We start from the raw sequence: 12322 nt of genomic DNA on the forward strand, positions 1-12322 counted from the left end.
CTACGGAGACCGCTCCCCTTCGCTCTCGCCCTCGCCCGCTAACAGCAGCCCGAGGTACGACGTGCGGACCTGCGCGGACCCGTCGAGCCCGAGTCGATCGAGCGCGTCGAGCGCCTCGTCGCGGGTGGCCTCGATCGCGGCCGCCTCGGGGACTTCCCGCTCGATCTCGACGAACTCCCCGACGCCGTCGACGGCGTCGAGCGTGACGGTAAACCCGTCGTACGCCCAGAACTCCCGCCGCTTTTCGACGGTCGCGGCCGGCTCGAAGCCGAGTCCGGCGAACACCCCGGCGGCGGCGTCGCCGTCGGCCACGGCCGTCTCGTATTCGGTCCGGGTCTTCGACCCCTCGTCCAACAACGGTCCTTTATAGGTGATTTTCACCGTTTCGTCCTCGTCACGGTCGTCGTCGCCGTTTCCGTCATCCGTCCCGTCGACCGAGCCGATCCCGTCCGGGAGCGGAGCCTCGCGGCGCACTCGAAGGGCCTCATCGGTCTCGGCGAAGTCGCGGTGCGGGGCGTCGTAGTACACGTCTCGCTGGCGCCTGGCGTCGACGCGCTCGGCGCCGGCGGCCCGCAGCCGTTCGCGGACCGCGTCCACGTCGGCCGGGACCTTGATCTCGACCTCGTACATATCATCGCGTCCGGCGGGTGCGTTCTTAAAGAAGGCGGGACGTCGGCTCCGCGCTCGGCGGCGCGAGCGGCGGGTGCCCTCCCGCGCCGGGGCGAACCGTGCGCCTTAAGGGTATAACAGGTGACGTTCAGGGTATGAGCGATCAGGAGCAAGCGGACGCGGCCGAGGACGCCGAGACCGAAGCCGAGACCGAGAGCGCCGGACTGGAAGACGGCGACTTCGTTCGCGTCGCGTACACGATCCGAACCGCCGACGACGACCGCGTCATCGACACCACCGATGAAGCGGTCGCCGAAGAGGCCGAGATCGACACCGAGGAGCACGAGTTCGAGCCGCGCGTCATCGCGCTCGGCGCCGGGCACGTGTTCCCCTCGGTCGACGAGGCGTTCATCGGTGCGGAGGTCGGCGACGAGGGCGTCGTCGACGTCCCCGCCGAGGACGCGTTCGGCGCGTACGACGCCGACGAGGTCGAGACCGTCAAAGCCGACAAGATCCCCGAGGACAGCCGCTACCCCGGCGCGCAGATCCAGATCGACAACCGTCAGGGCTACCTCGAGACGATCATCGGCGGCCGCGCCCGCGTCGACTTCAACCACCCGCTCGCCGGTGAGGACCTCGAGTACGAGTACGAGATCCTCGAACTGATCGACGACCGCGAAGAGCAGGCCGCGGGCATGCTCGGGATGTACCTCCAGGACGCCCCCGAGGTCCGCATCGAAACGGTCACCGAGGAAGAAGAGACCGTCACCGAGGACGACGACGGCGAGGAGACCGTCGAGACCGAAGAAGTCGAGAAGGACGTCCTCTACGTCACGGCGACGCAGGCGATGCAGATGAACCAGCAGTGGATGTTCCAGAAACAGCAGATCGCGCAGGACCTCATGAGCCGGCTCGACCTCGACCGCGTGGTCGTCGAGGAGGTCATCGAGGGCGGCGGCATGGGCGGTCTCGGCGGCATGATGGGCGGCATGGGCGGCGCCGGCGACATCGAGGACGCGCTCGAAGACGTCGACGTCGACGCCGACGAGCTCGCCGACGAGCTCGACGGCGAACTCGACGAGGAGTAACCCCCGACCAACTCCGGCGGCGCCCGCGAGGGTGCGTCGGGGCACAACCGCGACGACGAATCGATCCTTTTTGTATCGCAGTCGATCACCACCAGTCATGGAAATCGAACGCGCACGCGAGGACGCGATCGTCGCCGCCAGCGCCGGTGGCACGACGATCGCGATCGCGCTGCTGTCGGGCGTGGTCGGCGTCGTCGACGTCGCCACGCTGCCGACGCTCGTCCCGCTCGCCGTCTACGCGGTGTACTTATTCTCGCGAAAAGGCGGTCCGTACGGCTCGTTTGACACCCCGCGGAACTGGGCGATCGCGGCGGTCATCGCCGGTGCGCTCGTGCTCGCTACCGCGACGCTGTCGTAGCGTCGCGGTCGGAACGGCGGCTCACGCGATGTCTCGACTCGTGTCGACCGACACGGTGTCGGTGAGCTTCAGCTTGAGCGGCTCTTCGAGGGCCGCACCGCCGCGGAACTTCGGCACGACGAGCCGGTTCACGATATCGGTTCCGGTCACCGTCGTTCGGAGGTCGAAGACGATGTCGGCGATCTGCTCGGTCACGAGTCGATTGGGCGCGTCGGCGTCGCCTTCGAGCGCGTGGAGCAGGACCATCGCGTCGGCAGCGGCCGCGTTCTGACGGAGTTCGTTGAGGAACCGCCGGTACCCCGCCCGGTCTCGATGCTCCAGCGGTTCGACGGAGTCGACGACGACGGTGCCGCGATCGGGGATGTCCGCGGCCAGATCGAGCACCTCGTCGAAGGAGTCGTCGTCGCCGACGCCGCGCACGTCCGTCCTGTCCGACTCGTCGGTGTCGAGCGTGAGCGTCTCTTCGACGGCGTCGGCCGGCCGGACGGTCGTCAGGTACAGGCAGTCGCGGACGCGAGAGAATCGGTCCAAAATGAGCTCCGACTGGCTCGCCGGGTCGGCCGTCAGCGCGACGACACTACCGCTCGGGAGCCCGCCGCCGAACTCCCTGTCCAGCACCGAAATCCCGGTCGGAAGCGTCTCCATACGATCGCTGCCGTCTCTGTGGTTTTGGCTCTGTCGGTGGGGGCCAATCCGCCGGGGCTCGCCGCTGCTCGGACTCGGTCTCATCGGGCGGCAGTGTCGTTACAAGCGGCGGTGCCGTCGATCACGAGACGCGCCACCGTTTCGAGCCGTATCGGGTGACGAGCGCGTCCGCGATCCCGTCGTACGCCGACCGGACCCCGGGATCGGACAGCGGTTCGGGCGCCGCGTCGGGGACGCGACCGAGCACCGGGCAGTCGAACAGCCCGGCAACCCCGTCCGGGACCGAGTCCGCGCGCGCGACGACGACGCCGAGCGGCGGGCAGTCGAGCCGTCTTGCGATCGCCGCCGTCTTCGCGGCGTCGCGGAGCGCGGCGCGGCGGAGCGGTGTCACGAGCAGACAGCGGTCGGCGACGCGGAGCGGCGCCGCGGCGTCCGGTGAGGCCCCCGCCGGACAGTCGAGTAGCGTCGGCGCGTCGGTCGGTACCGCGTCGTCGAGCGCCGCGAACGTCGGGCAGGCGTCGACGTCGCGAGGGGCCTTCGGCGCTCCGAGCACGGTCGGCGCCGAACGGGTCAACCGGATCTCCCCGCCAGCGTGAATCGCATCGACGAGGGTGGGATCGCTGTCCGGGGCGGTCATCGACGCGGCGCGGGTCTCGGCCGCGAGGCGGGCTAGGTTCGGGAGGTCCCAGTCGGCGTCCGCGGCAACCACCGGCGCGCCGCGCCGCGAGAGCGCGTCGGCGACCCCGAGGGTTGTGGTCGTCTTCCCGCTCCCGCCTTTTCCGCCGGCCACGGCTATCACGAGCGCGGGTGAGTCGGTATCGCATATAAATAACGGGACCGCCGCGGGGAAATAGCGTCGCGGGCGCGGTCAGTCCTGACAGCAGCCGCCGGCCTCGCCGCCGAAGTCGACGGCGAGCGGGTCCGAAATAGCCTGGTTGACGGCTTCGAGGGTGTCCGTCAGCTCGTCTTGCGCGTCGAGGAACTCGCTCATGACGGGCATCGCGTGAAGCTCGTCTTGTGCGTCCTGAACCGTGTGGAGGTCGGCGTTCGTCGCCTGTCCGCTCTGTCGGGCCTGCACGAACTCCGCGCGGAGCTGTTCGAACTCGTCGATCTTGGCTTGTACCGCCTCGTCGCGCTGGACGGCCTCTCGGGCGTCCTCGAAGCGCTCGTACTCCGGGGTTTCGGCGATCCGCTCGCCGAGTTCGCGACCGAGCTCCTCGATTGCGGGCCGTTCGTCGGGTGAGGCCTGTTCGACGCTCATACCGAATTCTTGGTCCGAACCCGTTTGAACCTGCCGGAGCCGGGCACGCGGGACGGCTCGGGCGGCGGCTCGCGCCCGCGGAGTGCCCGGCGTCAGACTCTCTGCGATTCGACGAAGGCGACAACGTCGGCCAGTTCCTCCTGGCCGATGCCGTGGCCGCCCGGGTAGCTCCCGCGGGTGACCGCCGCACCGATCTCGGCGAAGCGGTCCGCGGCGTCCAGCGACCGCGACTCCGGGATAACGCGATCGCCTGCTCCCGCGGCGACGAAGACCGGTTTTCCCTCGATCCCGTCCGGGTCGAGGTCGGCGTGTGAGTCGGCGAGGTACCCGTGGAGCGCGACGACCCACGCGTAGCGGTCCGGGTTCTCCAACACGAGCGAGAGACTCGTGATCGCCCCCTGACTGAAGCCGAGCAGCCCGATCCGGTCGGGGTCGAGCGAGTAGGCGTCGACCGCCGCGTCGACGCTCTCGGCGACGAGGTCGAGACTCCGTCGGAAGTCGGCCGCGTCCGGCTGGCTCGCTTCGAGCCCGCCCGCGGACAGGTCCAGATCGTACCACGTGTAGCCGCCGTGCAGCGGGTCCGGCGCGCGCAGACTGAACACGTGATGGTCGTCCGGGAGGTGTCGCGCGACGGGGAGCAGATCCTCCTCGTCGGCGCCGCGGCCGTGGAGGATGAACACGGCGGGGGCGGCCTCGGTGGCCTCCGCGGCGAGGTCGGTCTCGGATTCGGCGTCGGGCGCAACGTGGACGTGTTCGAGCGGAAGGTCGGCCATGTGCCCGCCGTTCGTCGGCTCGGCGGTTGTATCCGTCGGCCGCGGCAGGGTCAGCGGCCGAACTCGCGTCTGGGGACGCGCGTTGAGCGGGTACGCGCGCCGGACACGTGTGCGCCGTGCGCGCCGGGTGCGGGATGACCACGATCGATCGCCGACTGCGACCGTCGAACGCGCCGTTTAACCGTCCTGCCGCACAATTCGTTCGACATGAGCGGCTCCACGGAGGGTGACCTCACCAAGACGGGGATGGCCCTGAAACACGACCGCGAGTGGGACTACGAACTCGACCGGATCGTCGAGGCCATCGAGGAGCGCGACGCCTCGAAAGTCGGCCTCCAGTTCCCCGAGGGGCTCAAACGCCGCGGCCCGAAGGTCGCCGACGACCTCCGCGAGGCGGCGCCCGACGACGTGACGTTCATGCTGTCCGGACAGCCGTGTTACGGCGCCTGCGACCTCGACACCTACCTGATGCGCCGGACCGACGTGTTCGTCCACTTCGGCCACACGCCGATGAAGGAGTCCGACAGCATCGTCTACGTTCCCCTCTTCTCGAACGTCGACCCGTTCCCGATCATGGAGGACGCGCTGGAGGAGCTGGACGACCCGTCGGAGAACGCCGACGTCGGGCTCGTCACGACGGCTCAGCACATGAACCGGTTCGAAGAGATGACCGACTGGCTAGAGGAGCGCGACTACGAGGTCCACACCCGCCGCGGCGACGATCGCCTCACGAAGGAGGGACAGGTGCTCGGTTGCAACTACGCCTCCGCGGACATTCCGGCCGACCAGGTGCTGTACGTCGGCGGCGGGAAGTTCCACCCGGTCGGTCTCGCGATGGAACATCCCGAAAAGCGCGTCGTCATCGCCGATCCCGTCAACAACGCGGTCTCGATCGCCGAGCACGACCAGTTCCTCAAACAGCGCTACGCCTCGGTCCACAAGGCGATGGGCGCCGAGAAGTGGGGCGTCATCTTCTGTACGAAGATCGGGCAGGGCCGCTGGGAGAAGGCCCAAGAGATCGTCGACAACAACGAGAACGCCTACCTGATCACGATGGACGAAGTGACGCCGGACCGCCTGCGAAACTTCGACATGGACGCGTTCGTCAACACCGGCTGTCCCCGGATCACGACCGACGACGGCCCGCGCTTCCACAAGCCGATGCTGACGCCGGGCGAGTACGAGGCCGCGATCGGCGAGAAGCCGCTCGACTCGATCGAGTTCGACACGTTCCACGACACCTGGTGAGCGGCGCGGCGCGGAGCCGCTGACACCTCGGCCGCTGCGGACCCGGTCGGGTTCGCGCTCTTCGAATGGAGAAAGGGTTTCACTCGTGAGAGTGATCCACCCGCATGGTCCCGACACAGGTTGCGTCCCTCCTCTGGCGCGTCGTCGCCGCGACCGGTCCAACGCTCGATCGCCCGCCGCAGTGGACCGGCTTGGAAGTTCTCGGATCGGCGGCCGTCGAGTTCGTCGTGACCGCCGTTGGCGTCCTCCTCGTCAGCGTAGTCGTCTCGTCGGTTGCGCCCGATTTCACCGACGGCGGCGTTGAGTACCTCCGCGCGGAGCCCGGAGAGGCGTTTCTGTACGGCGTCGCGGCGTACGTGGCGATAGTCGTCGCGATGTTTCTGCTCGCGATAACCGTCATCGGTCTCCTCGTCGTCGTTCCCGCGGTGATCGCCATCGCGATCCTCAGCTTCGGCGGGACGGCAGTCTCCGTTATCGCCCTCGGAACGTGGATCCGATCGGCGCTCGGAGACGGCGCCGCGAACGGGCGCGAGACCGCGCTCGTCGTCGGCGCGGTAGCGTGGGCGGGGCTTGGACTCGTCCCCGTCCTCGGCGGGCTCGTGCGGTTCGTCGTCGGCGCGATGGGGTTCGGCTACCTCGCGCTCTGGCTCGCCAACGGACGGTTCGACCGCGATTACGGCTCCGTCGACGTCGGCGGGTACGGGGGATCCGGCGGGTCGACGCGCGGTCCGGCCGCTATCGACGAGGGTGCCCCTGACGAGAGCTCGGACGACGATCCCGACCGCTTCCGCAACATCGCGGCGGTGGACGCCGAACGGGAGGCGGAAGAGGACGCTCGGGACTCCGACGGGGGGACCGGGACGACCGATCGCGATCGGTAGTGCGAACGCCGGGAGACGGCCGACGGTCGTCAGCGGGCGCGAGCCGGGCTACGGTTCCCCGCCACAGACGGGCGAGCTCACCGCGTCGTCCCGACCTCCCGCTCGACGTAGTCGACGGCGTCCGCGGGCGAGGCTACCGTCTTCACGCCCTCGACGTCGTGCGTGTCGAGCCCGGCGACCGCCCGCCCGTGCGCCAAGGCCAGTCCGATCTCAGAGAGCGTTCCGTGCGATCCGGCGACCGCGATCGCGGCGTCGCCGTTCGACACGACGAGGGCGTTTCGCGCGTGGCCGAGCCCCGTGGCGATCGGCGTTTCGACCCACGGGTTCGCGTCCTCGCGGCGATCCGTGGGGAGGATACCGATCGTCTCGCCGCCGGCTTCGGCGGCGCCCCGACAGACGGCCTCCATCACGCCGCCGAGGCCCCCGCAGACGACCGTGTGTCCGCGAGTCGCGAGCGTTTCCCCGAGCGCTTCGGCGACCGCCGCCGTGTCGGGACCGATCGAACTGCCGCCGATGACGCTGACGCGCATGTCGCCCAGCGGGTGCCGGGAGTATATAAATAAGTCGCCGCAGACAGCACCCTGACGGCACTCTCGGGCGGATGTACTGTGGCGCTCACGAGTCACTCTGTCTGTCCTGTCGGTCTCTTGGTGAAACTCTTTTAAGTGCTGAGCGTCGACAGTCCCTATGACGTACGATACCGTCGTGTTCGACAACGACGGTGTCCTCGTGGGCCGCACGCGTTTCGACGTGCTCCGGGATGCAACCCGGGACGCGTTCGAAGAGTGCGGCGTCGAGGAGCCCGATCCGGACGACGTAGAGCGAATGACTATCGGTGCGACCCCCGGCAGCGTCGGGACCGTCTGCCAGACGTACGACCTCGATCCGGGGTCGTTCTGGCGGACTCGCGACGACGTGGTGTCGAAGGCGCAACAGCAAGAGGCTCGCGAGGGGCGAAAGACTCCGTACGACGACCTCGACGAGCTACAGGATCTCAACGTGGAGATGGGGATCGTCTCCTCGAACCAGCAGGCGACCGTCGACTTCCTCGTGAACCACTTCGACGGATTCGACCGATTCGGTGCGGCGTACGGCCGCGAGCCCACGATCCACTCGCTACAGCTTCGAAAGCCGAACCCGCACTACATCGAGCGCGCGCTCGGCGACCTCGACGCCGGCAACGCCCTGTTCGTCGGCGACAACGAGTCCGACGTGCGCGCGGCCGAGAACGCGGGCATCGACTCGGCGTTCATCCGGCGCCCGCACCGCCGCGACTGGGAGCTGAACGTCTGGCCGACCTGGGAGATCGACGAACTCAGCGATCTCCACGACATCGTCGGCTAGGATCGGACGATCGACCGCTTGCGGTGACAGCGGTGTACGCCGCGAGCGCTCCCTCTCAAGGTTTAACTCCGATCGGGAGCAACGCCGCCACAGTGACAGACGCCCCGCCGTGGACCGACATCTTCGGCCACCCCGAACCGTATCCGGAGCAGGCCGACGGCATCGACGCCGCCATCGACGCCGCCGAAGACGGCGGTTTCCTCGCGTTGGAGGGTGCGTGCGGGACCGGCAAGACGATGCTCGCGCTCACCGCCGGGCTCGACCGCGTCCGGGACCCCGACTCCGACTTCGAGCGCGTGTTCGTACTCACGAGCGTCAAACAGCAGCTGCGACAGTTCGAGACGGACCTGGAGAGTATCAACGGGAACCTCCCCGACGGGTACGACCCGGTCTCCGGACTCACCCTCGTCGGAAAGGCGGACGTCTGTCCGTACGCCCGGGAGAACAGCGGGGGAATCGACCGAGAGAACGTGTACGAGCGCTGCGAGGGACTCCGCGAGCGCACTCGCAACCTCGTCGGCGACGGCGGCGCGACGACGACTTCGAACCTCGTGAGCGAGGCGCGGAGCCAACAGGTCGGCCTCATGGACTCGGGGACCGCGGCCGGGGGCGCCGGTGGCGGACGCGCTGACGACCGGCGCACCTCCGGCGGCGCCGCCGACTACCTCTCCGTCGACGGAGAGCCCACCCCGTACCGGCCCGGCACCGAGGAGTTCGAAGGCACCGAGTTCTGCCCGTTCTACGCCGGCTTCCTCGACGATCTCCCGGAGGACGGCGACCCGGCCGAGGCCGTCCCGTTCGACGTCACGGAACTCGGCCACGTCGGCCCGACCGATCTGGTCCGGCTCGCCGCCGGGCACGGCACCTGCCCCCACTCGATCATGGGCGCGCTCGTGCCCGACGTCGAGGTCGTGATCGGGAACTACTACCACGCGTTCGATCCGGTGACGACCGGCACGTTCACCGGCGCGCTGTTAGACGACGCCACGTTCGTCGTCTGCGACGAGGCGCACATGCTCGAACCGCGCGTGCGCGACCTCGTGAGCGACGCCGTCGCCGACGCCAGCCTCCGCGACGCCGAAAACGAACTCACGCGGGTCGTCCAGCCGCTCGAGTTCGAGACGGCCGGCGCCGAGTCCGACGACGCCGCGCTCGTGCGCGGCGAACTGGAAGACGCCGACGTGACCACGGACGAGATCCAATCGGTCCGCGAGTTCTACGCGGACCTCCGCGGCGAGTTGGACCGGCGGGTGACCGCGCACCTCGACAGCGAGCACCCCGACTGGCGCGCGTCGATGCGGGCGCTCGACGACGCCGAACTGGCGCTTCGGGACCCGGAGGTGCCGGCCGAAGACGAGATCACGACGTGGGCGAACCAAGCGGGATACGACGGCCGCGTCTGGGCGCGGGCACAGCAGGTCGGCGCGGTCATCAAGCGCGTGCTCGACTCCCTCGAGGAGGAGGACAAACAGCGGGCCGCCCCCGGCGTGGGGCGGACCCTCAACGCGTGGTACCGCGAGGGCCACGAGGACTTCTTCCGCGCGATCGATCTGGAGCGGACGTGGGACGAGACCGCGCCCCCCGACTCGTGGCGGCGCGCGTACAACGCGAGCCTCGCGCTGTACAACTGCCTGCCGAGCGAGCCGATCGGCGAGCGGCTCGCGGAGTTCGGCGGCGGCGTGCTGATGAGCGCGACGCTGGAACCGATGGACGTGTTCCGCGAGGTGACCGGCCTCGATCACCTCGAAGAGCGGGGCCGACCGGTCGTCGAGCGGACCTACGGGCTCGGGTTTCCGCCCGAAAACCGCGCGAGCGTCGCCGTCGACGCGCCGAAGTTCACCCACCAGAACCGCGGCGCGCCCGGCGAGTCGAACCCGACCAGGCTCGCTCACCTCGACGCGACGGCGGCGGTCGCCGGTCGCGAAGGAAACGTGCTCGTCGGAATGCCGAGCTACGCGGAGGCGACTTGGATGGCCGAGTCGCTCGAAGGGCGACTCGACAAGCCGGTTCTACTCGACGAGTCCTCGGGCGACCGCGCCACCGAATCGCTGAAAGACGACTTCTTCGCCGGTGACGGGAAGGTGCTCGTGACGAGCCTCCGAGGCACGCTCACCGAGGGCGTCGACTATCGGGGCAACCGACTGACCGCCGCCGTCGTCTGCGGCGTCCCGATCATCAACACGGCGCGCCCCCGGACGCGCGCGGTGATCACGGCGTACGACCGTCGGTTCGAGTCCGGGTTCGAAACCGCGCTCACCGTCCCGGCGGTTCGGAAGGCGAGACAGGCCGTCGGGCGGGTGATCCGCGGGCCGGACGAGCGCGGTGTGCGAGTGCTGCTCGACGCCCGGTACGCCCGTGAGTCGTGGAACAGCGTTCGAGAGTACCTCCCCGAACACGAGCGCGCCGAGTACCAGCCCGTCAGCCCGGACATGCTGGGGCTCGCGCTGGACCGATTCGAGCGCGGTGCGAACGGAGAATGAGGTCGGCCGCCTCGACGACGGTGAACGGCCGGCGATCGCCGCTGATCGCCCGTGCCGCCATCCCCGGTCCACGGGTCTTACCAACCGTTTAACGACCCGTTTGACCGCGATAAGTGGCTCGTAACTAACCGGATGTGCGTCTCCCAGTAAGTATGGAATCTCCGAAGCTGGGGGGCCGGTACCACGTCGTCTGTCGGGAGTGCCCGGTCGAGCGCCTGGTCGACGCGGACGACGAGGCGGTCGAATTGGAACGGGAGCACGTCGCCGAAACCGGCCATCGAGTCGCTGTCGGCCGGATAGACTGATCCGACCGCCGTCGCGCGTCAGCCCGCCGCCCCGTCTCAGACCACGTTCGAGTCGATGTCTCGCGGGAAGTGCGTGAGCGTCTCCGTGCCCGACTCCGTGATAGCGACCGTATCGGAGTGGCGGTAGCCGTACTCGTCGGTGTACAGTCCCGGCTCGATGGTGTACACCTGTCCGGGAGCCATCTCGGCGTCGTCGCCGTCGTAGCGCTCGCCCCACCCGCGGTCGATGTAGGGCGGTTCGTGGGCGCCGAGTCCGATATTGTGACCGACGTGGTGTTGTGCCAGCTCCGTTACCCCCTGCTCTTCGAAGTACTGCCAGACGACCTCGTCGACCGCGGCGACGGGGACGCCCGGCCCCAGCGCGTCGATCGCGAGCGTCTGCGCTTCGAGCATGAGCTCGAAGTAGTGCTCCTGCTCGTCTGTGTAGTCGCCGACGAACATCGTTCGCTCTAGCTCGGAGCGGTAGCCGTCGACGTTCGCGGTCGCGCCCGTCACGAGCACGTCCCCCTCCGCGAGTCGTTCGTTCGGCGTGTGACCGTGCGGGAGCGCGGTCTCGTGTCCGGAAATGTAGCCGGCGTGGACGGGACCGTCGCCGCGGACGCGGACGCTGTAGGTGTCACCGAGCGTGTCGAGCATCGCACGGGAGGCCTCCGTCGACGCCCGCTGTGAGACGGTCGCCGGATGCGCGCCCGGCTCGGAGAAGTCGGCGAGGTAGCGGTGACCGAGATTCGCCCACTTCGCAGACTCGCGGATGAGATCGACTTCCGCCGGAGACTTCTCCCAGCGCATGCGGTCGACCCACGACTGCGTCTCGACGTCGACGAACTCCGACAGCGCGGGCCCCTCGTAGCCCATCACGCCCGGTGCGCCGTCGGCGTCGGTGGCGATCGCGTCGACGCCGAGCCCGTTCAGCACCTCGACGGCGACCGCGATCGGTTCGCCGCCGGGGTAATCGAAGTAGTGGTGGACCGCGTCGATCCGCGGGTTCGGTTCCACCCGTTCGACCTCCAGTCTGGGGACGACGATCTCGGTCCGATCGGCCGTCACCGCGAGGACGACGGGCCGCTCCGTCTGGATGTGGTGAAAGCCGGTGAGGTACTCGATCGCGGTCGCCCCGAACCACGTTGCGGCGTCGGCGTCGGTCGCCGCGAGTCGGTCGCGAACCGCCGCGAGTCGATCGTCGAAGGCGCTATCGGGGAGTCGTGTCGCCATGACGAACGATACGAGAACGCGCCGATAAACGGTCGGGTAGCGGAACGAGAGTATATAAAAGCGAGCGGACGCCGCGGTTCGCGTCTATTCAGTACAGGTCGGCTCCGTCCGGTTCAGT

Annotated in this window: 14 protein-coding genes; 7 read left to right on the forward strand and 7 right to left on the reverse strand. The window is 68.9% G+C overall.

Annotation, left to right across the window (positions count from 1 at the left end; all coding sequences use genetic code 11):
* Entirely contained in the window at window positions 1-630 is a 630-nt protein-coding gene (gene cyaB / locus C461_RS03875; RefSeq protein WP_007998828.1) for a class IV adenylate cyclase, read from the reverse strand.
* Between the two features lie 134 nt (window positions 631-764).
* On the opposite strand from cyaB, the gene C461_RS03880 reads away from it, so the two are divergent.
* Together C461_RS03880 and C461_RS03885 are read left to right on the forward strand one after the other, a co-directional pair.
* The gene (locus tag C461_RS03880) at window positions 765-1697 is read left to right on the forward strand and encodes an FKBP-type peptidyl-prolyl cis-trans isomerase (RefSeq protein WP_007998830.1); all 933 of its coding nucleotides are present in this window, start codon (window positions 765-767) and stop codon (window positions 1695-1697) included.
* Window positions 1698-1794: 97 nt separating this feature from the next.
* Entirely contained in the window at window positions 1795-2055 is a 261-nt protein-coding gene (locus tag C461_RS03885) for a hypothetical protein (RefSeq protein ID WP_007998831.1), read from the forward strand.
* A 21-nt stretch (window positions 2056-2076) separates the two neighbouring features.
* Here C461_RS03885 and C461_RS03890 read toward each other — a convergent pair whose 3' ends face one another.
* The 4 genes from C461_RS03890 to C461_RS03905 all read right to left on the reverse strand — a co-directional run bounded on the left by C461_RS03890 (window position 2077) and on the right by C461_RS03905 (window position 4734).
* Window positions 2077-2700 (reverse strand): RAD55 family ATPase, encoded by a 624-nt coding sequence (locus tag C461_RS03890; RefSeq protein WP_007998833.1) that lies wholly within the window; start codon window positions 2698-2700, stop codon window positions 2077-2079.
* A 121-nt stretch (window positions 2701-2821) separates the two neighbouring features.
* Entirely contained in the window at window positions 2822-3499 is a 678-nt protein-coding gene (locus C461_RS03895) for a MinD/ParA family ATP-binding protein (RefSeq protein WP_007998836.1), read from the reverse strand.
* 69 nt (window positions 3500-3568) lie between these two features.
* Window positions 3569-3961, reverse strand: coding sequence for a YlbF family regulator (locus tag C461_RS03900; protein WP_007998838.1), 393 nt, complete (start codon window positions 3959-3961; stop codon window positions 3569-3571).
* 92 nt (window positions 3962-4053) lie between these two features.
* The gene (locus tag C461_RS03905; RefSeq protein ID WP_007998839.1) at window positions 4054-4734 is read right to left on the reverse strand and encodes an alpha/beta hydrolase; all 681 of its coding nucleotides are present in this window, start codon (window positions 4732-4734) and stop codon (window positions 4054-4056) included.
* Window positions 4735-4941: 207 nt separating this feature from the next.
* Here C461_RS03905 and dph2 point away from each other — a divergent pair, with 207 nt between their 5' ends.
* Together dph2 and C461_RS03915 are read left to right on the forward strand one after the other, a co-directional pair.
* Window positions 4942-5982, forward strand: a complete 1041-nt coding sequence (dph2, locus tag C461_RS03910) for a diphthamide biosynthesis enzyme Dph2 (protein WP_007998840.1) — start codon at window positions 4942-4944, stop codon at window positions 5980-5982.
* A 104-nt stretch (window positions 5983-6086) separates the two neighbouring features.
* Window positions 6087-6863, forward strand: coding sequence for a hypothetical protein (locus C461_RS03915; protein WP_007998841.1), 777 nt, complete (start codon window positions 6087-6089; stop codon window positions 6861-6863).
* 77 nt (window positions 6864-6940) lie between these two features.
* On the opposite strand, the gene C461_RS03920 is transcribed toward C461_RS03915, so the two are convergent.
* The gene (locus C461_RS03920) at window positions 6941-7393 is read right to left on the reverse strand and encodes a TIGR00725 family protein (protein WP_007998842.1); all 453 of its coding nucleotides are present in this window, start codon (window positions 7391-7393) and stop codon (window positions 6941-6943) included.
* Between the two features lie 157 nt (window positions 7394-7550).
* On the opposite strand from C461_RS03920, the gene C461_RS03925 reads away from it, so the two are divergent.
* The 3 genes from C461_RS03925 (at window position 7551) to C461_RS15780 (ending at window position 10992) form a co-directional block, all read left to right on the forward strand.
* Window positions 7551-8207 (forward strand): HAD family hydrolase, encoded by a 657-nt coding sequence (locus C461_RS03925; protein ID WP_007998843.1) that lies wholly within the window; start codon window positions 7551-7553, stop codon window positions 8205-8207.
* Between the two features lie 92 nt (window positions 8208-8299).
* A complete protein-coding gene (locus C461_RS03930) occupies window positions 8300-10687 on the forward strand; it encodes an ATP-dependent DNA helicase (RefSeq protein ID WP_007998844.1) in 2388 nt (795 codons plus the stop codon).
* A 152-nt stretch (window positions 10688-10839) separates the two neighbouring features.
* Window positions 10840-10992 carry a hypothetical protein gene (locus C461_RS15780; RefSeq protein ID WP_007998845.1) on the forward strand — a complete coding sequence of 51 codons (153 nt, stop codon included), beginning with the start codon at window positions 10840-10842 and terminating at the stop codon, window positions 10990-10992.
* A 36-nt stretch (window positions 10993-11028) separates the two neighbouring features.
* On the opposite strand, the gene C461_RS03935 is transcribed toward C461_RS15780, so the two are convergent.
* Complete coding sequence (locus C461_RS03935; RefSeq protein ID WP_007998846.1) at window positions 11029-12204, reverse strand: M24 family metallopeptidase; 1176 nt, start codon at window positions 12202-12204, stop codon at window positions 11029-11031.
* Window positions 12205-12322 lie beyond the last annotated feature (118 nt).

The sequence above is a fragment of the Halorubrum aidingense JCM 13560 genome (genome assembly GCF_000336995.1).
Lineage (GTDB): Archaea > Halobacteriota > Halobacteria > Halobacteriales > Haloferacaceae > Halorubrum > Halorubrum aidingense.

What these genes read in the sequence shown, in the direction of transcription:
- cyaB (WP_007998828.1), bottom strand. Translation starts at nt 630, where the DNA reads ATGTACGAGGTCGAGATCAAGGTCCCGGCCGACGTGGACGCGGTCCGC.
- C461_RS03880 (WP_007998830.1), top strand. Translation starts at nt 765, where the DNA reads ATGAGCGATCAGGAGCAAGCGGACGCGGCCGAGGACGCCGAGACCGAA.
- C461_RS03885 (WP_007998831.1), top strand. Translation starts at nt 1,795, where the DNA reads ATGGAAATCGAACGCGCACGCGAGGACGCGATCGTCGCCGCCAGCGCC.
- C461_RS03890 (WP_007998833.1), bottom strand. Translation starts at nt 2,700, where the DNA reads ATGGAGACGCTTCCGACCGGGATTTCGGTGCTGGACAGGGAGTTCGGC.
- C461_RS03900 (WP_007998838.1), bottom strand. Translation starts at nt 3,961, where the DNA reads ATGAGCGTCGAACAGGCCTCACCCGACGAACGGCCCGCAATCGAGGAG.
- C461_RS03905 (WP_007998839.1), bottom strand. Translation starts at nt 4,734, where the DNA reads ATGGCCGACCTTCCGCTCGAACACGTCCACGTTGCGCCCGACGCCGAA.
- dph2 (WP_007998840.1), top strand. Translation starts at nt 4,942, where the DNA reads ATGAGCGGCTCCACGGAGGGTGACCTCACCAAGACGGGGATGGCCCTG.
- C461_RS03915 (WP_007998841.1), top strand. Translation starts at nt 6,087, where the DNA reads ATGGTCCCGACACAGGTTGCGTCCCTCCTCTGGCGCGTCGTCGCCGCG.
- C461_RS03920 (WP_007998842.1), bottom strand. Translation starts at nt 7,393, where the DNA reads ATGCGCGTCAGCGTCATCGGCGGCAGTTCGATCGGTCCCGACACGGCG.
- C461_RS03925 (WP_007998843.1), top strand. Translation starts at nt 7,551, where the DNA reads ATGACGTACGATACCGTCGTGTTCGACAACGACGGTGTCCTCGTGGGC.
- C461_RS15780 (WP_007998845.1), top strand. Translation starts at nt 10,840, where the DNA reads ATGGAATCTCCGAAGCTGGGGGGCCGGTACCACGTCGTCTGTCGGGAG.
- C461_RS03935 (WP_007998846.1), bottom strand. Translation starts at nt 12,204, where the DNA reads ATGGCGACACGACTCCCCGATAGCGCCTTCGACGATCGACTCGCGGCG.